At 60.7% G+C, this 23,061-nt stretch carries 24 protein-coding genes; 7 read left to right on the top strand and 17 right to left on the bottom strand.

What is annotated here, in order from left to right:
- The first annotated feature begins 190 nt into the window (after nt 1-190).
- Complete coding sequence (locus ACW5W8_RS03645) at nt 191-1,885, top strand: pyridoxal phosphate-dependent decarboxylase family protein (protein WP_498626454.1); 1,695 nt, start codon at nt 191-193, stop codon at nt 1,883-1,885.
- Nucleotides 1,886-2,018: 133 nt separating this feature from the next.
- Here ACW5W8_RS03645 and ACW5W8_RS03640 read toward each other — a convergent pair whose 3' ends face one another.
- From ACW5W8_RS03640 to yiaY, 3 genes are all read right to left on the bottom strand, one after another.
- A complete protein-coding gene (locus ACW5W8_RS03640) occupies nt 2,019-2,648 on the bottom strand; it encodes an NAD(P)H-binding protein (RefSeq protein ID WP_498626452.1) in 630 nt (209 codons plus the stop codon).
- Nucleotides 2,649-2,819: 171 nt separating this feature from the next.
- Entirely contained in the window at nt 2,820-3,158 is a 339-nt protein-coding gene (gene bamE / locus ACW5W8_RS03635) for an outer membrane protein assembly factor BamE (RefSeq protein ID WP_005337980.1), read from the bottom strand.
- Nucleotides 3,159-3,294: 136 nt separating this feature from the next.
- The gene (yiaY, locus tag ACW5W8_RS03630; protein WP_498626451.1) at nt 3,295-4,446 is read right to left on the bottom strand and encodes an L-threonine dehydrogenase; all 1,152 of its coding nucleotides are present in this window, start codon (nt 4,444-4,446) and stop codon (nt 3,295-3,297) included.
- Nucleotides 4,447-4,828: 382 nt separating this feature from the next.
- Here yiaY and udp point away from each other — a divergent pair, with 382 nt between their 5' ends.
- Nucleotides 4,829-5,584, top strand: coding sequence for a uridine phosphorylase (gene udp / locus ACW5W8_RS03625; protein ID WP_005337975.1), 756 nt, complete (start codon nt 4,829-4,831; stop codon nt 5,582-5,584).
- A gap of 58 nt (nt 5,585-5,642) precedes the next feature.
- On the opposite strand, the gene ACW5W8_RS03620 is transcribed toward udp, so the two are convergent.
- Complete coding sequence (locus ACW5W8_RS03620; RefSeq protein ID WP_498626472.1) at nt 5,643-5,714, bottom strand: hypothetical protein; 72 nt, start codon at nt 5,712-5,714, stop codon at nt 5,643-5,645.
- Nucleotides 5,715-5,723: 9 nt separating this feature from the next.
- The gene (locus ACW5W8_RS03615; protein WP_498626450.1) at nt 5,724-6,419 is read right to left on the bottom strand and encodes an RluA family pseudouridine synthase; all 696 of its coding nucleotides are present in this window, start codon (nt 6,417-6,419) and stop codon (nt 5,724-5,726) included.
- Nucleotides 6,420-6,658: 239 nt separating this feature from the next.
- On the opposite strand from ACW5W8_RS03615, the gene rihA reads away from it, so the two are divergent.
- Nucleotides 6,659-7,594 carry a pyrimidine-specific ribonucleoside hydrolase RihA gene (rihA, locus tag ACW5W8_RS03610; RefSeq protein WP_498626449.1) on the top strand — a complete coding sequence of 312 codons (936 nt, stop codon included), beginning with the start codon at nt 6,659-6,661 and terminating at the stop codon, nt 7,592-7,594.
- Between the two features lie 33 nt (nt 7,595-7,627).
- A complete protein-coding gene (locus ACW5W8_RS03605; protein WP_005350434.1) occupies nt 7,628-8,095 on the top strand; it encodes a hypothetical protein in 468 nt (155 codons plus the stop codon).
- A 187-nt stretch (nt 8,096-8,282) separates the two neighbouring features.
- Here ACW5W8_RS03605 and ACW5W8_RS03600 read toward each other — a convergent pair whose 3' ends face one another.
- Together ACW5W8_RS03600 and ACW5W8_RS03595 are read right to left on the bottom strand one after the other, a co-directional pair.
- Nucleotides 8,283-8,579 (bottom strand): winged helix-turn-helix domain-containing protein, encoded by a 297-nt coding sequence (locus ACW5W8_RS03600; RefSeq protein ID WP_498626448.1) that lies wholly within the window; start codon nt 8,577-8,579, stop codon nt 8,283-8,285.
- Entirely contained in the window at nt 8,576-9,106 is a 531-nt protein-coding gene (locus tag ACW5W8_RS03595) for a DUF1523 family protein (protein ID WP_005350438.1), read from the bottom strand. The genes ACW5W8_RS03600 and ACW5W8_RS03595 overlap by 4 nt, the downstream gene beginning before the upstream one ends.
- A gap of 364 nt (nt 9,107-9,470) precedes the next feature.
- Between ACW5W8_RS03595 and ACW5W8_RS03590 the strand changes: the two genes are divergently transcribed.
- Nucleotides 9,471-10,103, top strand: coding sequence for a LysE family translocator (locus ACW5W8_RS03590; RefSeq protein ID WP_498626447.1), 633 nt, complete (start codon nt 9,471-9,473; stop codon nt 10,101-10,103).
- A gap of 73 nt (nt 10,104-10,176) precedes the next feature.
- Here ACW5W8_RS03590 and ACW5W8_RS03585 read toward each other — a convergent pair whose 3' ends face one another.
- The 8 genes from ACW5W8_RS03585 to ACW5W8_RS03550 form a co-directional block, all read right to left on the bottom strand.
- The gene (locus tag ACW5W8_RS03585) at nt 10,177-11,385 is read right to left on the bottom strand and encodes a cation:proton antiporter (protein ID WP_498626446.1); all 1,209 of its coding nucleotides are present in this window, start codon (nt 11,383-11,385) and stop codon (nt 10,177-10,179) included.
- Nucleotides 11,386-11,498: 113 nt separating this feature from the next.
- On the bottom strand, nt 11,499-12,602 hold the full coding sequence (locus ACW5W8_RS03580) for a beta-N-acetylglucosaminidase domain-containing protein (protein WP_498626445.1): 1,104 nt from the start codon (nt 12,600-12,602) through the stop codon (nt 11,499-11,501).
- 43 nt (nt 12,603-12,645) lie between these two features.
- Nucleotides 12,646-14,373, bottom strand: a complete 1,728-nt coding sequence (locus ACW5W8_RS03575; RefSeq protein ID WP_498626443.1) for a potassium/proton antiporter — start codon at nt 14,371-14,373, stop codon at nt 12,646-12,648.
- A gap of 280 nt (nt 14,374-14,653) precedes the next feature.
- Complete coding sequence (locus tag ACW5W8_RS03570) at nt 14,654-14,800, bottom strand: hypothetical protein (protein ID WP_005337933.1); 147 nt, start codon at nt 14,798-14,800, stop codon at nt 14,654-14,656.
- Complete coding sequence (locus tag ACW5W8_RS03565) at nt 14,797-15,486, bottom strand: M15 family metallopeptidase (protein ID WP_498626441.1); 690 nt, start codon at nt 15,484-15,486, stop codon at nt 14,797-14,799. The genes ACW5W8_RS03570 and ACW5W8_RS03565 overlap by 4 nt, the downstream gene beginning before the upstream one ends.
- Nucleotides 15,483-16,610: a succinyl-diaminopimelate desuccinylase gene (gene dapE, locus ACW5W8_RS03560; RefSeq protein ID WP_498626440.1), complete on the bottom strand. Its 1,128-nt coding sequence runs from the start codon at nt 16,608-16,610 to the stop codon at nt 15,483-15,485. The genes ACW5W8_RS03565 and dapE overlap by 4 nt, the downstream gene beginning before the upstream one ends.
- 19 nt (nt 16,611-16,629) lie before the next feature.
- Nucleotides 16,630-16,980: an ArsC family reductase gene (locus ACW5W8_RS03555; RefSeq protein WP_498626439.1), complete on the bottom strand. Its 351-nt coding sequence runs from the start codon at nt 16,978-16,980 to the stop codon at nt 16,630-16,632.
- A 319-nt stretch (nt 16,981-17,299) separates the two neighbouring features.
- Nucleotides 17,300-17,614: a hypothetical protein gene (locus ACW5W8_RS03550; RefSeq protein ID WP_498626438.1), complete on the bottom strand. Its 315-nt coding sequence runs from the start codon at nt 17,612-17,614 to the stop codon at nt 17,300-17,302.
- 285 nt (nt 17,615-17,899) lie between these two features.
- Between ACW5W8_RS03550 and dcuC the strand changes: the two genes are divergently transcribed.
- Together dcuC and ACW5W8_RS03540 are read left to right on the top strand one after the other, a co-directional pair.
- Nucleotides 17,900-19,276, top strand: a complete 1,377-nt coding sequence (gene dcuC / locus ACW5W8_RS03545) for a C4-dicarboxylate transporter DcuC (RefSeq protein WP_498626437.1) — start codon at nt 17,900-17,902, stop codon at nt 19,274-19,276.
- A 117-nt stretch (nt 19,277-19,393) separates the two neighbouring features.
- Nucleotides 19,394-20,533, top strand: a complete 1,140-nt coding sequence (locus tag ACW5W8_RS03540; RefSeq protein ID WP_498626436.1) for a M20 family metallopeptidase — start codon at nt 19,394-19,396, stop codon at nt 20,531-20,533.
- 138 nt (nt 20,534-20,671) lie between these two features.
- Here ACW5W8_RS03540 and ACW5W8_RS03535 read toward each other — a convergent pair whose 3' ends face one another.
- Both ACW5W8_RS03535 and ACW5W8_RS03530 read right to left on the bottom strand, forming a co-directional pair.
- On the bottom strand, nt 20,672-21,328 hold the full coding sequence (locus tag ACW5W8_RS03535; protein WP_498626435.1) for a Dph6-related ATP pyrophosphatase: 657 nt from the start codon (nt 21,326-21,328) through the stop codon (nt 20,672-20,674).
- Nucleotides 21,329-21,467: 139 nt separating this feature from the next.
- Nucleotides 21,468-22,811 (bottom strand): anaerobic C4-dicarboxylate transporter, encoded by a 1,344-nt coding sequence (locus ACW5W8_RS03530; protein ID WP_498626434.1) that lies wholly within the window; start codon nt 22,809-22,811, stop codon nt 21,468-21,470.
- Nucleotides 22,812-23,061 lie beyond the last annotated feature (250 nt).

The following is a 23,061-nucleotide window of genomic DNA, read 5'->3' as shown; positions in this document are numbered from 1 at the left end:
AGGGCGCTGTCAGCCAGGATGGGAGCAAGATCACGAAATATAAAGAGGCGCCTCAAAGGCGCCTTTTTGCCAGCCCATGTCATGGCTGATACATAACAAAAAGTAGGGTAGGCCATTAGATATTGTCGCTGTCGGCTCCGCTGGCACAGGGGTATAACGGCCGCACATTTGCTGTACTAATGGTATAAAAATGAGTGACTTAGTTTATCTGAAAGACGAAAACGTCAATGCCGTCCATCCTGATTTCTCCGCCCGTTTCGCCACAGTCAAAGCCAACTTTTTCTCGCGCAATCCCGATCTCTGGCCCGTTTTTCGCGAACCCGGATTTGCCACCCTCAACGAATTTCGGGCCCGTGGTCTGGCGCCGGATGCCCGCCTGAACGCCTGGCCTGATGGCCGTGCACGCTTGGCCGATCTCTGCGAGACCATGCCGGTGCCCGCCACCATGCGCACCCCGGGCGAGCCGATGGCCGAGCTGCTGTTTGCCGCTGCTCTGTCGAAGGATTGGGAGAACCCCGCCAGCGTCGAGAACGTCATCACCATGTCAGCGGATCCCGCCATCTACGGCGCCCAGCTGGGTATTCTGGCCAATCCCAATCTGGTCTACTCCGAATACGCCGGGGTGGCCGAGGAGCTGGAGAAAAAGGTGGTGCGCCAGATTGCGCTGCTGGCGGGTTACGACCCGGCTCGCGCCACCGGCATCTTCACCCAGGGGGGGACCTTCTGTAACCTCTACGGCTACCTGCTCGGCATTCGCAAAACCTTGCCCGAGGCCAAGCACAAGGGGCTCGGCCACTATCAGGATTACCGCATCATCAACTCTCAGGGGGGGCATTACTCCAACATCACCAACCTCTCCCTGCTCGGGGTCGACATCGAGAACAAGACTATCCGCATTCAGGTCGGCGAGAACAACGACATCGATCTCGACCACCTCGAACGCACCCTGACCGCCTGTTTTGCCCTGAAACACGTGGTGCCCACCATCATGCTCACCATGGGCACTACCGACACTTTCGGGGTGGATCAGGTGAAACCCGTGTTCGAGCTGCGCAATCGCCTCTGCGAGCAGTTTGAGGTGGCGGTCAAACCTCACATCCACGTCGACGCAGCGATCGGCTGGTCGATGATCTTCTTCCTCGGTTACGACTTTGCTGCCAACCCGCTTGCCATCAACAGCGCGACTCTGGCAGGGATCGAGCGCAACGTGGCACGCTTTGCCGAGCTGAAATATGCCGACTCCTTCACCGTCGACTTCCAGAAGTGGGGCTATGTGCCCTATACCTCCAGTCTGGTGATGATCAAGGAGCAGGATGACCTCAAGGCGATGGAGAATGACCCGGAGAACTTCTCCTACTTCGAGCGGGACATTCAGGGCCAGACCCACCTGCAATCCACCATCGAGTGCTCCCGCGGCGCGAGTGGCCTGTTCGGTGCCTATGCGGCGCTCAACTATATGGGGGTGGAGGGGTATCGCACCGTGCTGGCCCACTGCCTGCAAAATGCCAATTACTTCCGCTTCCGGTTAAGCCAGCTGGGCAACGTCAAGCTGGTGGCGCAGGAGAATCAGGGGCCGAGCGTCGGCTTCAAGATCTACAACCCCGAGTGGGTGAGCGATCCGGAGGCCGAGTTCGCCTTCGAGCTGGCCCGCTCCGGCGATCCTGCCTACAAGGCGCGGCTGCAGCGCAACACCGACTATCACCGCAGCCTGTTCAAGGGGCGTGGTAAAGTCGGGCTCTATACTAACTGGGTGGAGGCGGTGGCCCACTCCGACTATGACGCCCGCGGCAAGTACTCCTATATCGCCGGGGAGAAGGCAGTCTTTATGAATCCGGCCTGCACTCGCGAGCAGATCGACGCCTTTATCGACCATATTCGCGGTTGATGGCGTTCTTCCTGACCACCGATAGTGGCCAGTGGTGGTGGGGAAACTCGCCAACAGATAGACAAAGGGCAAGCCGGTTGGCTTGCTCTTCTGTTTTTGCAGCACTGTGCGTAAGTAGTGGGGAAGGCCTAGTTCAGAGGGCCAGCAGTTGCTCGTTCTCGGCAATCTCGCACCCGGCGGGCAGTTTCGAGAGGGCGATCATGGCGCGGGCCACCTGACGGGCCTCGATGGCGCGCCAGCGGGCGAGCTTGCCCACCAGCAGTGGCCGAAACAGCGGGTAGATGGTCTGAAAGATCTGCTCGGAGAGGCGCGGTGGCTGGCGATCCCCCAGCAGCATGGCGGGACGCACGATGGCGAGCCGTGGCCAGGATTGGGCCAGCAGGGCCTGCTCCATCTCCCCCTTGGTACGCGGATAGAGAGCTGGGGAACTTGTGTTGGCTCCTATGCTCGAGACCACGATCAGCCGCTGACAACCGTGGCGACGGGCCAGCTCGGCAAAGGCGATGACATAGTCGAGATCGACCCGACGAAACGCCTCGGCAGAGCCCGCTTCTTTGCGGGTGGTACCGAGGGCACAGAAGGCGATATCCACCGGGCGGGAGAGGGTGACGCTGGCCAGATCATCAAAATTGACCGGCAGCCAGTGGTGTGCCTCCTTGCCCGGCTTGCGACAGAGCAGGGTCAGTTCATGTTCGGCAGGCAGTTGCTGCACCAGTTCGCGACCGATCAGGCCGCTGGCTCCGGCAATCAGGATCCGGCTCATGGGGATTCTCCCTGTGTCATTCGATGGTGTTGATGCCATGGTGGCTGCTCATCAGCATCAGGCAATTTGCGGGCAGCTGCAATGGGGAGAAATGACTCAGTGTTGTCGGGCAGGATGAATTACGCGGGGCTGGATAAAACAAAACCGGCGCGAGGCCGGTTTTGCGGGATATCAGAGCGGGGTATTGAAGGCTGCTGGCAGCGGGAAGTCACCCGTCACTGTGGTCAGCCTGTCGTTGGCGAAGGTGACAGTGAGCTCTTTGCGCTCCTTGTCGCCGTGGCCCGGCTGGAATTCATAGAGGTAGTACCAGGTGTTGGGGTCAAAGCCGTCACGCAGCATGGGGGTTCCCAGTACATAGCTGACTTGCTCGCGGGTCATCCCCTGGCGCAGTTTGTCGACCTGTTTTTGTTCCACATAGTTGCCCTGAGGAATATCGATACGATAGACCAGGCTGCAACCGGAGAGAGTGAGGGCGGTCAAAGCCGCGGCAATCAGGTGTTTCATCCGCATATCGAGTTCAGATCATCCATACAGTCTTTTTGGCTCGGCAAATCATACCGACTCCCTCCACGGAAGTAAAAAGCCATTGATCCATCAGCCAATAAAAAGGGCCGCACTGCGACCCTTTCTGGCAATCCGGCGGCCGTTACATGGCGGCGCGGAAGATGGCAACGATCTCTTCGTGGCTCGCCTGTTTCGGGTTGGTGAAGCCGCAGGCATCTTTCAGGGCGTTGTTGGCCAGGGTATCGAAGTCATCGGCCTTTACGCCGAGTTGCTCCAGACCGGCCGGGATTTTCACATCCAGCGCCAGCTGCTTGATGGCGGCAATGGCAGCGGCAGCGCCCTGTTCGTCGCTCATGGTGCTCACATCTACACCCATATAGCGGGCTACATCCTTCAGACGAGCCGCGCTCACCTGGGCGTTGAACGCCTGAACGTGGGGCAGCAGCACGGCGTTGCAGACACCGTGGGGCAGGTCGTAGAAACCGCCCAGCTGGTGGGCCATGGCGTGCACGTAGCCGAGGCTTGCGTTGTTGAAGGCCATGCCGGCCAGGAACTGGGCATAGGCCATCTGCTCGCGGGCGTGCAGGTCATCGCCATGGTGAACGGCGGTGCGCAGGTGCTTGGCAATCAGCTCGATGGCCATCACGGCGCTGGCATCGGTCACTGGGGTGGCGATGGTGGAGACATAGGCCTCGATGGCGTGGGTCAGGGCATCCATACCGGTGGCGGCGGTGAGACCGGCTGGCTTGGCCAGCATCAGCTCGGGGTCGTTGACCGACATCAGCGGGGTAACGTGCTTGTCGATGATGGCCATTTTCACGTGGCGCGCTTCGTCGGTGATGATGCAGAAGCGGGTCATCTCGGAGGCGGTACCGGCGGTGGTGTTGATGGCGATAAGCGGCAACTGCGGCTTGGCGGAGCGATCCACCCCTTCGTAATCCTTGATGCTGCCACCGTTGGCGGCCACCAGCGCAATGCCCTTGGCGCAATCGTGAGGCGAGCCGCCACCCAGTGAGATGACGCAGTCGCAGCCGTTGGCCTTGATCATCGCCAGACCCGCTTCGACGTTGGTCATGGTGGGGTTCGGCTTGGTCTCATCGAAAACAACGCTTTCAATGCCATGTTCAGCCAGCAGGGTGGTGAGCTTGGCGACCACGCCGATCTGGTTGAGAATTTTGTCGGTGACGATCAGCGCCTTGCGGTAGCCGTAACCCTTGATATCGGCGGCAGCCTCTTGCAGGCAGCCGGCACCCATCAGGTTGATTGCAGGAATATAGAATTTGAATGTAGCCATGATGGACTCCCTATCGTTAGCCATTAAGTGGTAATTGGCTGCCACGTTACCATCTTGATGGGGATACAAAAGCATCTGTTTTGCAACTTTACGGGGGCGATCACGAGTCGTTAATTAAGCGCTGAACCAGGCTTGACTTTCCCGCATCTGACTCGATTTGCAGAAAAACGTTTGTCAATTATTTCATTGAGTTAGCAAACGTTTTGCGCAATGTTTGTCACTGTCAATGCATGGAAGTGTGAGGCGCTTCAAGGAATTGGAAAGCGCTTTCGACCATAGTTGGCGCCTCCCCGAAGAGGGGGGTAAAGGCTTGAAAGTATCATAAAGAATCATCTTAACTTGTGCCCTGACCATGCTGGCAGGGGGCAACCAGGAGTCCACTATGTCTGATGTATTTCACTTGGGTTTGAAGAAAGCGGATCTGCAAGGCGCCACCCTGGCGATCGTCCCCGGTGACCCCGAGCGCGTGAAGCGTATCGCAGAGCTGTTGGATAACCCGGTGCACCTGGCCAGCCATCGTGAATTCACTACCTGGCGCGGCGAGATGGACGGCAAGGCCGTGATCATCTGCTCTACCGGTATCGGTGGCCCGTCCACCTCCATCGCGGTAGAAGAGCTGGCCCAGCTGGGCATCCGCACCTTCCTGCGTATCGGCACCACTGGCGCCATCCAGCCGCACTTGAACGTGGGTGACGTGATCGTGACCACCGGTTCCGTGCGCCTCGACGGTGCCAGCCTGCACTTCGCACCGATGGAGTTCCCGGCTGTTGCCGACTTCGACTGCACCACCGCGCTGGTGAACACCGCCAAAGAGATGGGCTCCAAGCTGCACATCGGTGTGACTGCCTCCTCCGACACCTTCTACCCGGGTCAGGAGCGTTACGACACCGTATCCGGCCGCGTAGTGAGCCGTTTCCAGGGTTCCATGAAAGAGTGGCAAGCCATGGGCGTGCTGAACTATGAGATGGAGTCTGCAACCCTGCTGACCATGTGCTCCAGCCAGGGCCTGCGTGCCGGTATGGTGGCTGGCGTTATCGTCAACCGTACCCAGCAAGAGATCCCGAACGCCGAGACCATGGCGAAGACCGAATCTGATGCCATCAAGATCGTATTGGGCGCTGCCCGCAAGCTGATCTGATAGCACCACAAAGAGTGGGGGGTGGGGGCCGTTGCGAAAGCGCGGCCCCTATCTTTATCTACCGTTTACCGCTTTTCCCTCCCGTCACACCGGTCACTGATCCCGCCGCAATTGCGCTTGTTGTCTCCACTGATTGTCTCTAAAACGGAGGCGCGCAGCGGATCTGCATCGGCTCGCCGCTGACCGGATGGACAAAATCCAGCTCGCTGGCGTGCAGCATCAGCCGCGGTGCCTGTTCGCAGCCGGGTGACAGCAGGCCGTCGTAGAGATCGCAGCCGAGGATGGGGTGACCCAGCCGCTGGCTGTGGATGCGCAGCTGATGGGTGCGGCCGGTCTCCGGTACCAGCCTTACACGGGTCAGTGGCACGGTCAGCCCCTGCATCTGCAACTCCAGCCGCTCAACCACCTGAAAGCGGGAGCGAGCGGGTTTGCCACTGACAGCGCAGATCTTCATCAGCGGAAAGAGGGCCGGATCCTTGGCGATGGGGGCGTCGATAACCCCTTCATCACTAGCCAGATGACCGCACAGCAGAGCGCTGTAGGCCTTGCTCACCGCCCGCTGACTGAACTGCTGGCAGAGCAGGGAGTTGATGGCCTTGTTTCTGGCCACCACCATGATGCCAGAGGTGCCAAAGTCGAGGCGATGCACCAGGGTGCAGCCGGGGTAATCCTGTACCAGTCGATAATGAACCGAGTCGAGGTTTTGCGGGTTCTTGCCCGAGAGGCTCAGCAGGCCGCTCGGCTTGTTGATGAGCAGCAGATGCTCATCCTCGAACAGGATCTCGATGGCGGTACTGCAAGGTGGAGCGATAAAGGTGTCGACGATAACGGACATAGGGTGCACGGGCAGAATACGGGGGGCCATCATACCCAAGTGGCGGGGAAGGCGCGAATCGGCGTAGCGGATGGGCTCGCCACATCATTCCCTCATTGCGGCCTGCTACTGGCGAGCCGTGACAGTGCGAAGGTAACTGATTGAAAAAAATCAGGAACCGTTTTGTGACCCCCTCCCGAGTTCAGCCGCCGCGAGCTTGCTAAGGTAGGGCTCCCTTTGATGTTGTAAGGACCCTTTCCATGGCACTGCCCGTTATTCTCGATTGTGATCCCGGCCACGACGACGCCATCGCCCTGATTCTGGCGCTGGCCAGCCCCGAACTCAAGGTGCTGGCGGTTACCACCAGCGCGGGCAACCAGACGCCGGACAAGACCCTTAACAATGCCCTGCGCATCCTCACCTTGCTGGGACGGGACGATATTCCGGTGGCGGCCGGGGCGCCGAAACCACTGGCCCGCGAGCTGATTATCGCCGACAACGTCCATGGCGAATCTGGGCTCGATGGCCCCAAGTTGCCGGATCCCGCCTTTGCGCCGCAGGGGATGACGGGGATCGAGCTGATGGCCAAATGTCTGCGCGAGAGCCTAAAACCTGTGACCCTAGTGCCGACTGGGCCGCTCACCAATATCGCCCTGCTGCTGGCGGCTCATCCCGAGCTCAAACCCAAGATTGCCCGCATCGTATTGATGGGGGGCGCCGCTGGGGCTGGCAACTGGACGCCGGCGGCGGAATTCAATATTTATGTGGACCCGGAAGCGGCCGATATGGTTTTCAAGTCGGGTATCCCCATCACCATGTGTGGCCTCGATGTGACCCATGAGGCGCAGGTGATGGACGAGGATATCGAGCGGGTGCGCGCCATCACCAACCCGGTAGCCCAGTGTGTGGCCGGGCTGCTCGACTTTTTCATGATCTACCATCGGGATCCCAAGTGGGGATTTGCTGGTGCACCGCTCCACGACCCCTGTACCATTGCCTGGTTGCTGGCTCCCGAGCTGTTCCACGGGGTCGAGTGCCGGGTCGATATCGAGACCAGCGGGGTGCATACCGTGGGGATGACGGTGGTGGATCGTTATGGTCTAACCGGCAAGCCAGCCAATGCGCTGGTGTTGCTGGGGCTGGATCGGGCAGGCTTTATTGATCTGCTGGTCGAGCGGCTGCGGGCGTTTGACTGAGCGCCGGTTCATTTTTGCAAGAAGGGGCGGGGAATGTGGAAGAGAGGCTTGGTGCTGCTGGCCGGGTTGCAACTGACAGGCTGTGCGACGCCATTCGAGCGGATGTGGCAGGGGCTGGCGACCTGTGAATTTACCGATCTCTATGTGGATGAGACAGGCAGGCCCGCCAATCTACAACTGGCCAACTACACCCCCTACAAGGTGAGCGACGGCTTTGCCTGGTACAAGGTGCACGAGGAGCTACACGGCTTGCCGGTGGTCGGCTTTATCGTGCCCGCTTCCAGCTTCGAAGTGCATGCTCTCTTTGTCGATACTCCCATCGCCAATGCCCGCCGCTTGACCCACAACGCCTACGGCAGCGAGTTTGGCGACGAGCAGAAGCACGATGAAGGTTCCGCCCCTTTGCTGCTGCGCGATCCCAACAACCCCAAGCGCTCCATCATCGACTGCACCCGCGGCGAGTCTGACGGAGAACTTGAGGATTCGGCCATGCCCGAGTAGAGCCACCTGTCACTCCATCGGCCTGAAAAAAGAGGGGCCAGCCTTGTCGGCTGGCCCCTCTTTTTTTATTGTTGCTTAGCGCCCTGATCAGGGATAGCTCAGCGTCTCCTTGATAAGCGGCACTTGAGCCTTGATCCATGCCGGATTGCAATAGGTTCCCCAGTCGCAGGCCTGACTCGACCTCATTTCAGGGATAGCTCAACGTCTCTTTGATAAGCGGCAGTTGAGCCTTGATCCACGCCGGATTGATGGGCCCCCAGTCGCTTATGTGGTAGTGTCCCTGCAGGTGGCGAGCCCCCTCGGTCTGCTCGAAGGCGCAGCTGATGTCGAGCTCGGCCAGCGCCGTCAGGGTATCCTGCGCGGTGCGGCGCGGCATGCCGGTCGCCTCCATGATGGCAGGCACCGTATCTGTGCCCTGACTGATCAGCCAGGCCACGTAGAGCCGCCGGTAGAAGCTGGTGCGGGTCTTGCTCGGCTCACTCATAGCTCGTCCTCAAGACGATCGAAGTAGCGCCAGGTCGCGATGGCTGCCTTGCCCATCACCAGTGCCCAGAGGCCGAACCAGAACCAGCGGAAGAAGCTCCAGGTGGAGGCGTCAGGCTCTGTGCTCTCGATCTTGGTGACGTTGGGGAACATGGAGAACATGTTCACGCGCCAGCCGTAGGAGGTGATGATGGCCAGGCGTTTCTCGAACTCCATCGACTTGGCCTTGGCCTGGACATCGGCGGCGTTGAACTTGAAGTAGAAGGGCCAGCCCCACTCGGTATCTTCATTGCGAAACACCCGGATCTTCTCGCCGGGGCGCTCGGTGTAGATGTAATAGACGTCGGTGGTGGGGCCGTCAGCCGGGTTCTTCTGGCTGATGGGGCCATCCTTGTCGGTGCGCTTCACCTCGACCCCGGTGATGGTGGCGATGGTGTGCTCCGGCAGGTAGTAGTCGAGCCAGGCGGCGGAAATGAGGGCGATGAGCCCCAGGGCGATAAAAGCGGGTTTCTTGAATCTCAGGCTCATGATGGTCTCACGTGAGGGGGAGTGACGTGCCTCTACCATACCGATATTTGACAGGGCAGCCCAGCCCCTTATGGCACCAACGGCCAAAAAATGGCGTTTAAAACAGGGGGTTCATCATCAGCCCGAGGCCATCAGGGGGGGAGACGACAGCGTTGCAGGGAAACCTGGGCGCTGCCGGTGGCATGGCGAGTCGGCTGAGCGAGCATGTGTGCTTCCGCTGTGGGTTGATGAACATTTTCCTTGTCGCCGTGGTGCTGGCGAGGCAAGATGGCTCTCCCCCGAGGCCGCGTCAAACATCAGCCATGTGCAGCCATCCGAGTGTTCCGGCTGCATCGTTATTTGCTTATCGTCATGGAGGTGTGTTGTGTCCAGCTGGATCGATCCGGCCATTCTGGCTCTGTTTATCCCGACCTTTTTCTTTGTCTCGGTGACCCCCGGCATGTGTATGACCCTGTCGATGACCCTAGGTATGAGCCTGGGGGTGCGCCGTACCCTGCACATGATGTGGGGAGAGCTGATCGGGGTCGGGCTGGTCTCGGTGCTGTCGGTGATCGGGGTGGCAGCCATCATGCTCAACTATCCGGGGATCTTCGCCGCCTTCAAATATGTCGGGGGGGCCTATCTGGTGTGGCTCGGCATCCAGATGTGGCAGGCGAAAGGCAAGATGGCCATTCCGGCAGATCTCTCGGCCGGTCAGCAGACCAGCGCCACGGGACTAGCGGTGCAGGGTTTTGTCACCGCAATCGCCAACCCCAAGGGGTGGGCCTTCATGATCTCCCTGCTGCCACCGTTTATTTCGGCCAGCAAGCCGATGGTGCCGCAGATCACTGCGCTGGTGGCGCTGATTCTGGTCATCGAATTCGCCTGCCTGCTGCTCTACGCCAGTGGTGGTCGTACCCTGCGCCACTTCCTCGCCAAGAGCGGCAACGTCACCCTGATGAATCGCATCGCCGGTACCCTGATGCTGGGGGTGGGGGTCTGGCTAGCGCTCGGTTAAGAGCTGTCAGTGACTCTCGCCACAAAAGAAAAATGCCACCGCTCGGTGGCATTTTTAATGGGCGCAGGGTGGCTCAGCGAGGCTTGAAACGCTCGACCCAGGGGTTGGCGGTGAGGCCGTGCAGGATGACGCTCAATATGATGGTGCAGAGCACGGTGGCGATGATGGGGCGCTGGCCAATCAGGGCGGGCTCGTTTTGCAGTACCATCACCGCAAAGACGATGCTGGCAAGGCCCCGTGGCCCGAACCAGCCGATAAAGAGCTTGAGCTCCGGCTTGAGGCCGGTGCCGATGAGGCTGAGCCAGACCGGTACCATCCGCAGCAGGGTGAGGCTGGCAATGGCATAGAGCCAGTATTGCCAGTGCAGCAGCTCCGGCAGAATGGGCATCAGGGTTGCACCAAACACCATCCAGATCACCACGGAGAGCAGGTCGCCGTAGCCTTCGCAGCTGTCCATATAGGCGTGCTTGTGCTCGCCGAGACGGTGGCCGATAAAGAGGCCGCCGACAAAGGCGGCGATAAAGCCGCTCCCCCCGAGAGTCTGGGCCAGCGCGAAGCAGAGCAGGGCCAGCCCCGGCATGGTGAGCTGGCGCCACAGTGGCAGTTGCCAACCGTTGAGATAGGAGGTTTTTAGCAGCCGGATGGTGAGGCTGGTCAGCACAAAGGCGACCAGCAGACCAATACCGATCTCCTCCAGCATCAGGGTGATGGCCAGGGTGGCGGTGCCTGCGTGCTGCTCTGTGGGGGCGATAAGAGCCAGCAGCAGAAGCAGCACCGGCACGCAGATGCCGTCGTTGAGGCCGCTCTCCTGATTGAGCCCTTCTCGCACAGGTGCAGGCACCGCGGGGTTGCTCACCACCGCTTTGCCGAGCGCCGCATCGGTGGGGGCAAGAATGGTGGAGAGGATCGCCATCTCCAGGAGCGGCAGGTCGGGAAAGATCCAGTGGCCAAACAGGGCACCACAGAGCAGGGTGAGGGGCAGGCCAATCAGCAGCAGCCGGATGGGGAGCTGGCGGTTGGCCAGCAATACCTGCCAGTTGGTGTTGGCGGCATCGTTGAACAGCACGATAACCAGCGTCAGCTCGGCCAGCAGCTTGATGCCGGCGCTGTCGATAGAGAGGGAGAGCAGCTCCAGCCCGCCCGGCCCCAGCAGCCAGCCTGTCAGCAGAAACAGCAGGGGGCCGTTGACAAGTTTTGATTCGAAGCGCCCCGCGATCAGGCTGTAGATCAGCAAGAAGGCGCCGATCACCGCCAGATTCTGGTAAAGCAGATGTGTATCCATACCAGCTCCCTTGAAACCATCCTGTCAGGACTATTGCACGACCAGCTTGGGTCCGGGCTGCGTCCATCACGCTAGCCGAGACAGACTCTAACGCTCCCCGCCGGGCGATTCAATCAATCAGTCAGACAGTCCGGGTCAAACACATACTCGCCATCCAGCCAGCGCACGATTTCGTCGACGCAGGATTGGTCGCGAAATGGCAGGTAGCGCGCCTTGAGGGCAGCAATCTGCTCGGGGGTGAGCTGTGCCAGCCCCAGATCCTGAAACAGCGGCAGGTCGGCTTCGATCATCGCCGAGATCTGCGGGCCGCAGGTGGCGTTGAGGGCGGCATGCAGCGCCTTGTCGGGGTCGAACTGCTTGCCGAGTCGGTAGCTCATTGGCAGGGTGGCGAGGGGCAGGGCGGAGAGTGCCGCCTGTTTCATCGGGTTGACCGCGTGGCCAGAGACCAGCTCTGCCAGCTCGGCAGGGCGATTCTCGAAGGCGCGCAGGTGCAGGTAGCTGCTCGCCTTGCTGCCATCGTTGACCGGGTAGTTGTCCCACAGGAACGGCTTGCGGCCGAGCAGTTCGGTCACCTGCTTGAGGTGACTGGCTGGATATTCGCTGGAGCAGACCTTGGGGCCGGTCCAGAAGATCTCGAAACGGCGATCGAGCTGCTCGCCAAGCTCCTCCAGATAGCGGGGAGGCATGGCGCCAAACACCTTCTCCAGCACCGGATCGGTCGAGTAGTAGCTGGGGCAGAAGATGAGGCGGGTCGCCTTGCTGTGGGCCGCAATGTCGTGGGCGATGGTGAGCTGGTGACGGGCCAGGTCCGGGGTATCCCCCTTCATATCGTCAAACAGCACCGCCAGAATATCGGGCTGGAGCATCTCGTCGATGAGGCGCACTTTCTCAAGCAGCGCCGAGCGTTTGCGATCGTAGTCGTGATGCGCCCCCATGGGGCTTAAGCCCACCCCGAAGGCGAGCTCGTTGGCGCGGCACTGGCGCGCCAGCTCGGCGAGATCGGCCAGTTGCTGCTCGGGCCAGGGCAGGGCCCAGTGCTTGCGCAGATAGCCATCCTCTTTCGGGGCGTAGATATAGAAGCCGTAGCCGTGGCGTGGCAGCCACTGGGCGTAGCGGGTGCGAGCCTGCCAGCTCCATCCCTTGCCAAAAAAGCCTTCAATCACCCCCAGATTGGCAGCGGGGGGCAGGGGGCCGGACAGCAAACTTTGATATGGCATAACTCTCTCCCTTCTTGCTGGGGGCTTGATACGGGACGGTCAGTCAGACCGGGTCCTCTTCCTGAAAGCGCACCCCGATCTTGCTCGGCACGCTATCGTCCATTTCGGCCACGGTCCAAATCAGGCCCTGCCATTCGATGTTGTCACCGACCACCAGATTATCGCCCAACTGACTGGCAATAAAATCGCCCAGTGTCTGATCCGCCACCTCGCTCACATCCAGCCCGTAAAGAGGGGCGAGATCCATCAGCCGCGCGGCCGCTTCCAGCAGGAAGTCACCGAAGAAGCGGGGGCCGAGATCTTGTTCCGGCGCCTGACTGAACAACTGGCCGAGGGCGGGGAGGTCACGTTCGTGACCGATCACGCAGAGGATGTCATCGGCCTGCAGACAGGTACTACCCGAGGGGTGGAGCAGCTCACGGCCTCGAAACAGGGCGCAGATCCGGGTGCCGGTAGGCATCTGCAGATCCCGCAGTGGCGAGCCGATGCACCACTTCTCCTCCCCCAGCTGGTAGACGAAGGTCTCCCACTGGCTGTCGAGATCGATTTCGAGCCCAGAGCGGTTGATGGGCGACGGCGGTGCCGGCACCTCCACTCGCGCCAGCCTTGATGCCAGCGGTAGCGAGCTGCCCTGCAAAATCAGCGAAACCAGCACCACGAAGAAGGCGACGTTGAAGTAGAGCTGGGCGTTGGGCAGCCCCGCCATCATGGGGAACACCGCCAGAATGATGGGCACGGCGCCGCGCAGGCCGACCCAGGAGATAAACCAGCGCTCGCGTGGGGCGAAGTTTTTGAACGGCAGCAGCCCGATCCAGACCGAGATGGGGCGGGCAAACAGGATCATCCACATTGCCAGTGCCAGCGCCGGCAGGGCGATGGGCAGCAGCTTGTGGGGCGAGGCGAGCAGCCCCAGCACCAGAAACATGCCGATCTGGCTGAGCCAGGTCAGGCCGTCCAGCACCGACAAGGTAGTGCTGCGACTGCGCAGGGAGAGGTTGCCGAGCAACAGACCAGTGAGATAGATGGCGAGGATACCGCTGCCACCCACCGCCGTGGTGAGGGCGAAGATCAGCAGGCCGCCGCTGACGGTGAGCAGCGGGTAGAGGCCGGGTGCCAGCTTGGCGCTGTTGATGAGTTTCCACAGCAGCCAGCCGCCGCCAAGGCCAATCCCGGCACCAAGGCCGAACTGCTTGACCAGTTGCAGCAGCAGGAAGCCCCCATCCAGCCCTTGCTGGGCGGTGGCGAGCACCTCGATCAGGGTGACGGTGAGAAACACCGCCATGGGGTCGTTGCTGCCTGACTCTATCTCCAGAGTGGCGCTCACCCGCTCGTTGAGGCTGCGCCCACCAAGCAGGGAGAAAACCGCCGCCGCATCGGTGGAGCCGACGATGGCGCCGATCAGCATCCCCTGCATCAGGTTGAGGTCAAACAACCAGGCAGCGGCCAGACCCGTCAGGCCGGTGGTGATAGCCACCCCGACCGTCGCCAGCGACAAGGCAGGCCAGAGTGCCACCCGGAACGAGGAGACCCGGGTGCGCATGCCGCCGTCGAGCAGAATGATGGCAAGCGCCAGGTTGCCCACCAGATAGGCGATGGAGTAGTCAGCGAAGTGGATACCACCTGGGCCATCCTCACCGGCCAGCATGCCGACGGCGAGGAAGATAACCAGAATGGGAATACCGAGGCGGGAAGAGAGGGCGCTCAACAGTACGCTGGCTCCCACCAACAGGGCAGCGACAAAAAAGAAACTGTTGATCGTAGCGGCGTCCAAGGGCTAACTCCTTCCTGGTAATCTGTAAAGAAGGCACATTATATGCACTTAGGTCCCCCTTGTGTGGCCTGTTTATGCATCAATTTGCACTTTCTTACATTTTTAATCCCTTTTTCCGGCATGGTCGCGCCATATCCTGACTGTGACGGGGTCAACGAAAATGGGGTCAAAGGAGCGTCGATTTCAGGATGCGCAGGGAGGAGAGGGCGGGGAAAAGCGAAACGGCACAGCAGAGGGAGAGGGGAGCAAAAGGGCGCTCCCCACGGGATGGGGGCGGGATTCAGTCGTCCTCGTCATCCTTCACTTCGCGGATCTTGTCCTTGTAGTTGGGCAACTGCTTCTCCAGCCGTTTCATGTCTTTGATGGCATTGAGAAACAGCCCGAGCAGGAACAGCAGCGGCAACCCTATCCACAGCCAGAGATTCATGGGATTTTCCTTTCGTCAGGACAGGTGGTGACATAACTGGCCAAAATTTCATCAAGATTGGCCAATATGGTCGACTTGCCTTCAATATCCGCCTGTTGCAGACAAAGTGCCAGTGCTGCGGGATCGAGTCGCTGCTCGTCGGACTCCAGCGAAAAGCTGATATGCCAGGGCTCGTAGGCGACCCCGATCGCGGCCCCGACCGGCTTGGCATAAGGGAGGAAGAAGCCGAAGTCGCTCATATGCTCGCTGAGCCACTCGCTGAGATCTGCAAACCAGCCCCCGGCTTCATACTCCCAGGGCTCCAGCGCCAGTTTGGTATCGGCAGGCAGGCAGTCCGGGTCGTAGATGTCGAGATCGGTCCCCCAGTGGTGGCGACTGGTGCCGGGCAGGGCACTCCAGCGCAGGATGGCGTGCAGCCGCTCAATCTCGCTCAGTTGCAGGGCATCGATGGGCTGACTGTTGGCATCGAGCAGCGGCCGCTCGCCGCGCCACTTGCCATTCCAGATGGCGAGCTGGCGCTCGAAGCTGCGCCAGCTGGAGGCTGCCTGCAGGTTGAACCCCTCATAGGCTGCTGCCACCTGCATGTCGTTGAAGGCCGCTGCGGTGGCCGCGGTTAGACGATGGGGGCCGCGCCCCACCAGAATAAGGTGGCTCTCGTCGAGCCCCAGCAGTTGTTCCTGCGTCATGCCAGCAATCTCTCGAGTACCCCTTGGTACATGTCGGCCAGCAGATCCAGATCGTCCGCCTTCACGCACTCGTTGACCTTGTGAATGGTGGCGTTGACGGGGCCAAGCTCAATCACCTCGGCGCCGGTGGGGGCGATAAAGCGCCCATCGGAGGTGCCGCCGGTGGTGAGCAGGGCTGGCTGCTGGCCATTGACTGCCTCGATGGCCGCCACTGCCGCCGCCAGCAGTTTGCCTGTGTCGGTGAGGAACGGCTGGCCGGAGAGGGTCCAGCTCAGCTGATAATCGAGGCCATGTTTATCCAGCAGTGCCTCGACCCGCTCGCGGATATCCATGTCGGTCAATTCGGTGCTGAAGCGGAAGTTGAACTGCACCTGCAGCTCGCCCGGAATGACGTTGGAGGCGCCGGTTCCGGCCGAGATGTTGGCGATCTGGAAGCTGGTGGGGGGGAAGTAGGCGTTGCCCTCATCCCACACGGTGGCGGCAAGCTCGGCCAGTGCTGGCGCGGCTTTGTGAATGGGGTTGTCAGCCAGATGGGGATAGGCCACATGGCCCTGCACCCCGCGCACCAGCAGATCGCCGGTGATGGAGCCGCGTCGGCCATTTTTTACCACATCGCCGACCACGGCGGTGGAGGAGGGCTCGCCGACGATGCACCAGCGGATCTTCTCGTCGCGGGCCTCCAGGGTGTCGATCACCCGGGTGGTGCCATTGATAAAGGGCCCCTCCTCATCGGAGGTGATGAGAAAGGCAATGGACCCGGTGTGATCCGGATGCTCGGCAACGAAGCGCTCGACCGCCACCACCATGGCAGCCAGCGAGCCCTTCATGTCGGCGGCGCCGCGCCCGTAGAGCACACCATCCTTGATGGTCGGCTCGAACGGCGGGGTGTGCCATTTGTCCAGCGGCCCGGCGGGCACCACGTCGGTGTGACCGGCGAAGCAGAACAGCGGCCCCTTGCTGCCACGGCGGGCCCAGAGATTGGTGGTGTCCTCAAACACCATGGGCTCGATAACGAACCCGATCTTGGCGAGGCGCTCCGCCATCAGGGTCTGGCACCCTTCATCGAGGGGGGTAACGGAGGGGCGGCGGATCAGATCCTTGGCCAGTGCGATGACATCCGACATCAGTTGTCCTTAGTTGTCCTTAACGGGAGAAGAGGGATTGGTAGTGATCGGCCTTGAAACCCAGGGTCAGCTCGCCGTCACGATCCAGCAGCGGGCGCTTGATCATCGCCGGGTGCTCCAGCAGCAGGGTGCGCGCCTTGGCGGTGTCGAGCCCCTGTTTGGCCTCGTCCGGCAGAGCGCGGAAGGTGGTGCCGCGGCTGTTGAGCAGCGCTTCCCAGCCGAGCTTGGCCAGCCAGCGGTCGAGATCGTCCGGGCTCAGGCCATCGGCGCGATGGTCGTGAAAGCGGTAGTCGATACCGGCCTCATCCAGCCACTTGCGGGCTTTCTTGATGGTGTCGCAGTTCTTGATGCCATAGAGGGTGATGGCCATGGGGAGTCCTTCTCATGTGGGCGCTGCCGTGGGCCGCGTCCCGAAAATCCGAATCAACAGAGTGCAAGGGCCTGATTCTGGCATTGTGGCAATCCCATGGCAACGCCGATGGTCTGGCTCGCGGGTTTTACCGGAACTGGTTACACCTGAACGGCGATTTTGAGCTCAAGGTCAGAAGCAGTGGGGCTGGCGTGCCCGATGGGGTTGGGTATTGCGGGAGAAGATCGACTATTGCAGGAGAAAAAGAGAAGGGGGCAAACGCCAGATAGCCAAAACGCGCCAGCGGGCGCGTTTTGGTCGGCATCATCAAGCACCTCAATCAGTGCAGGGTGGTCCACTCATGGTCAAAGACCCGGGCCCGTTCCCAGGGTGCATCAGGCAGGCTGGAAGAGAGGCCAGTGTATTTGCCCACGTCATCCACCACGATGGCGGAGAGGATCGGCAGGTTGTTTTCGGTGCAGTACATGCGGATGCGTTGCAGCAGGGTGCGTAGTTCATCCTGGCACTGCTCCAGCCCGGCCTGCTTGGCCAGTTTGGAGTAGCGAATGGTAGTGCGTTCCTTTGCAGACTCGACGAGGATGTCCCACAGCTGGTAGTCGCAGGTCGAAGCACCTGCGGTGGCTTGGCTTGTCATAACTCTCTCCGGCGCGAAATGGTCGCTATATGTCGAAGCGCATCTTCGCCAGTTCGGCGCCGTCATATGTTGATCCAACGCAAAAAAGAGGGGCGTCGCGTCACACAATTCCCGGATAAGGGGTGATAAAGGTTTTTCAGTAGTTGAAATCACTAAAGATTGTTACATGGCAGACATATTATGCTAATGAATCACGGTGACGGCACCTTTATTGATAGGGATCAAAGGCAAACAGTGGCCAGATCACTAGATTTCGCTCTTCGATAAATTTATCAGGAGTGAATATTGGAACTGCTATTCGTCTTGCTCGTTCTGGTCGCCGTGGTCTACGGCATTATCAAGGATTACAACCCGCAGGCGGTGCTGGCGCTGGCGGGCATGGCCATTTTTGCGGTGGCCTACTGGTTGGGGCTGCACCCCATTCTCCCCGCTGACAAGAGCACCGGCTTCGCCCTGTTCGACCTGTTCGAAGTGTTCAAGGGGATCTTCTCCTACCGCGCGGCGGGGCTCGGCCTCACCATCATGGCGGTGGCGGGTTTTGCCACCTACATGTCCCATATCGGGGCCTCCCAGGCGCTGGTGCGGGTGGCGGTCAAGCCGGTGGCGGGCATCCAGTCCAGCTACCTGATGCTCTCCATCTGTTATCTGGTGGCGGTCTTTGTCTCTCTGTTCGTCACCTCCGCCACCGGCCTTGGCCTGCTGTTGATGGTCACCATGTATCCGGTGATGCGCAACCTCGGCATCAGCCCGGCCTCCGCTTGTGGCGTCATCGCCACCTCCCAGGCGTTCGAGATTGGCCCGACCCAGACCAACGCCATCTTCTCCGCCGGTCAATCCGGCATGGATCCGACCAGCTATTTCGTCGACTACCAGATCTGGCTGGTGGCCCCCATGCTGCTGGTGACCATGGTGCTGCACTTCTTCTGGCAGCGTCACTGCGATCGCAAGGATGGTTGGGATCCTGCGCTCCATCGCGGCGATCACGCCGAGTTGGACGAACAGGGCACCGAGAGCGTGCAGGCGCCCACCTGGTATGCCCTGCTGCCGATCATCCCCTTCGTGCTGATGATGACCTTCTCCAAGCTGCTGGTGAGCGACATCAAGATGAGCGTGGAGGTGGCCATGCTGCTGTCGGTCTTTATCGGCATGTTGTGCGAGCTGCTGCGTAACCGCTCGGTGCGTACCGCTTTGGCCGGGCTCTCCAGCTTCCTCGACGGCATGGGCAAGGTGTTTGGCCCGGTGGTGGCGCTCATCGTCTGTGCCGAGCTGTTTGCCGAATCCCTCAAGGCCATCGGCGCCATCGATACCCTGCTGCACTCTGCCAGCAATGCCGGTATCGGTAGCGGCCTGATGACCCTGGTGATGGTGGGCCTCATCATGGTGGCGGCGGTCATCATGGGCTCCGGCAATGCGGCGTTCCTCAGCTTCTCGACCCTGGCGCCGGCGGTGGCGGCCAAGTTTGGCGTGCCTGCGGTGACCATGCTGCTGCCGATGCAGCTGGCCTCCAGCATTGGTCGCACCATCTCCCCCATCGCGGCGGTGTTGATCGCCTGTGCGGGGATCGCCAAGGTATCGCCCTTTACCGTGGTCAAGCGCACCAGCGTGCCGATGGCGGGGGCGCTGGTGACGGCGCTGACCCTCAACTATCTGCTGTTTATGTAGTGGTGTTTGGAATTTACCGGTCGGGCGGGTGGCATGGCTGCCCGCCTTTTTCTCACTGTGTCGCATTGTTGCAATAGGCGATCGGCCCTCAATGCTGATTGTTGCATGGAGAAGATAATGACAGTTGTAAAGAGCCCGTTTTCCCTCGATAGCTATCTGGCCGATCTGGCCCCGCTCATCAACCTCGATTGCGGTACTCGCACCCCGGCCGGGGTGGCGAAAGTGGCCGACATCATGACCGAGAAATATGAGGCCATCGGCTGGCAGGTGACCCGCCACCAGTTCGCTGCCGAGTGCGGCCCCTGCCTCGAGATCACCAATGCGCCGGGGGCCGATCACTACGACGTGATGCTGTGCGGCCACATGGATACCGTCTTCCCCGAGGGGACGGCGGCCAAGCGCCCGCTGAAAATCGAAGGCAATCAAGCCTTTGGTCCCGGTGTGTCGGACATGAAGAGCGGCCTGCTCTCTATCTGGTATGCCCTCAAAGAGATGGATCCGGCATTGCTTGCCAAGCTCAAGGTGCTGGTCTGCTACAACTGCGACGAAGAGATTGGCTCCCCCTGGTCGAAAGATTGGCTGATGGAGAAGGCCAAACAGAGCGGCTGCGTGCTGGTGGCCGAGGCAGCCCGTCCCAATGGGGATCTCATCAGCGCCCGCAAGGGCAATGCCAAGTACCGCATCACCTTCCACGGCAAGGCGTCCCACGCCGGTTCGGCCCTGACCGAAGGGGTCTCTGCCATCACAGAACTCGCTCATTGGGTGCTGGCCATCAACGCACAGGTCAACATGACCACGGGCACCACCATGAACGTGGGGGTGGTGCAGGGCGGCACTGGTGTTAACGTGGTGCCGGACTTTGCCGAGGCGATCGTGGATTTGCGCTTCTGGAGCAATAAAGAGGCCGCTGCGGTACACGACCGGCTCACCTTTATGGCCAACAACCCCTTCCTTGCCGGTTGTCGTGTCGAGGTGGATCGCCAGACCTTCAAGCCGGCGATGCGCCCGAGCGGCGACACAGAGGCGCTGATGGCGCTGGTGGAGGTGGCAGCCAAGGAGGAGGGGATCCCCTTCAACTGGCTGGAGGCCGGTGGCGGCTCGGATGCCAACTTTACCGCCGCCGCGGGTGTGCCGTCCCTCGATGGTTTCGGCCCCATGGGGGGCGGTTTCCACTCGGAGGCGGAATTCCTGCTGCTGGAGAGCATCGAGCCGCGCATCCGTCTGTTGCAGCGGGTGCTGGGCAAGCTGGCGAAATAAGCCGGTTTATCCCTTGTTCGGGTCGTCATGGCCCGCTCAAAACTGGTCCGCTCAAATCCAAACGGGAGGCTGTTGCCTCCCGTTTTTTTATCTCGATTTTGCGCGCGCTGAGTGAGCGGGCCAGATGGCTTGCGGCCGTTACCCCTGTGGCTCGGCCAGATAGGCCAGATGATCCTGCCGCGCCACCTGCCAGCCATTGAGGTGCAGCGGGGCGGCAAAGCCCGGGCCGTCGGTCACCATGGTGTGGTACTCCCCCTGCTCGCCGCAGGCATCGAAGCCCTGTATTGAAGCAAGCTGCTGCAACTCGGCGAGGGTGGCGGCATCAAGGGTGCGTCCAGTCCACTCGGGGGCCAGTACCCGGGTATCGACGCAGGAGAGGTGGGCGACGATGCCGCGGGCCAGCATATCCGCCAGCAAGGCTTGACGAGATTGCTGCCAGAGCGGGGTATGGACGGTGAGACCCAGCGGCTGGCAGCGTTCGCGGATCCAGTTTGGTGCGCCCCCCACGCTGTCGATATCGCCGGTCACCACCCCGTCGAGGTTCCACTCCTGCTGCAAGTGGCTCAGCGCCGTCTCATAGCTCAGCTCGAACGGCGCTTCTATGGTGACAAGCAGATGGGGCAGTCCGAGGGCTGCCGCCTGACGGCGCACCAGCGGCAAGGGGTGAGCCAGAAATCGGGGCTCTGGCGGGGCAAAGGTGGCCAGTGCCATCACCTGATGGCCCGCAGCGCGGGCATGACAGAGGGCCAGCATGGCATCTTTGCCACCGCTCCAGAGCAGGATGACGCGAGACATAAGGTAAGCTCCAAGGATAAGAGGAGGCATGCTAACCAGTGTGCGGCCGGTTGGTAAAGTGCGATGAGTCATGGGGGGGGGAAGAAATGAGACAGGCCCCGGAAGGGGCCTGTCAGGCGGGCTGAACAGCGTGCGCAGATTAGAGCAGAATGCTGGTCAGGATATAACCCAGGGTACAGGAGGAGATTACCCCGATCAGCCCCGGAATGATGAAGCTGTGGTTGATGATGAACTTGCCGATGCGGGTGGTGCCGGAGCGGTCGAAACCGATACAGGCCAGATCACTCGGGTAGGTCGGCAGCACGAAGTAGCCGTAGCTCGCCGGCAGGAAGGCGATCAGCAGCTTCGGCTCCACACCCAGCGCCAGACCCATGGGGGCGATGGCGGTCAGGGCGGCGGCCTGGCTGTTCACCAGCTTGGAGATGAGGAACAGCACCAGCGCGTAGGTCCAGGGCTGGGCCTGTACCACGTGGGCCAGGGTCTCTTTGAGCAGCGGCATGTGGGCCTGGAAGAAGGTCTCACTCATCCATGCAACCCCGAAGACGGAGAAGATGGCGACCATGCCTGCCTTGAAGACGGCACCGTTGGAAATATCACCCGGCTTGACCTTGCAGCGCATCAGGATGATGGCACCGGCGATCAGCATCATCATCTGGATCACCAGGTTCATGGAGAGCGGGCCGGTCTTGTCCTTGATGGTGAACACCGGACGCAGACCTTCGTTGGCACCGAGTAATACTACGGCAGCGATGGCGGCGAAGAAGATCCAGGTAGACCAGTAGGCCTCTTTCGGGAACTTGGTGTTGAGCAGGGTTTCACCGCCGCCGTAGATGAAGGCGCGTTGCTCCGGATCCTTGATCTTGGCCTGGAACTCTTCGTCCTGGTCCAGATCCTTGCCGCGACGCAGGCTCCACAGGGCCGCCATGACCACACCGGTCAGGGAGGAGGGGATGGCGACCATCAGGATGTCGAGCAGGCCGTAAGCCTGACCAATACCATGACCGGCCGCCAGAATGGAGACCATGGAGACCACGGCAACGGAGACCGGGGAGGCACAGATCGCCATCTGGGAGGCAACGGATGCCACGGCCATCGGACGCTCGGGACGGATGTTCTTCTGCAACGCGATGTCAGCGATGATGGGGAACATGGTGTAGACCACGTGGCCGGTACCGCACAGGAAGGTGAGGGTCCAGGTCGTCAGCGGCGCCAGGATAGTGATGTATTGCGGGTGACGGCGCAGCAGACGCTCGGCCACTTGCATCATCAGGTTGAGGCCACCGGCAGTCTGCAGGGTGGCGGCACAGCCGATCACCGCCAGAATGGTCAGCATCACCTGAACAGGCGGTTCGCCCGGCACCAGGCCGAAGACGAAGGTCAGCAGGAAGAGACCGATACCACTGATGAGACCGAGTCCCATGCCCCCAAAGCGGGTACCCAGCAGCAAACAGCCGAGCACCACCAAAAATTCCATCAAGATCATTCCATCACCTCGTGTGATTCAACCCATGTTGCCGCGGGTAGCCTGAACCATGAATTGTCGTTGTCTGTTTTATTTAGCCCAAAAGGGTTAGTTGCTATTCTGCTCCCCTGCAAAAGTGAAAAAATTGAGTTACTTCAATAACTCGATGAATTTTAGATTAAACCACTTAAAAACCACGTGCTGATAAAAACATCACTTCTTCAAGGGTATGGTATCACTCTGGATTCACCCGTCAGGTCGCTACAGAGGG

This window comes from Aeromonas aquatilis, from assembly GCF_054052405.1.
The sequence above is the reverse complement of the archived record's forward strand: the minus strand, read 5'-3'. Positions and strand labels throughout refer to the sequence as shown.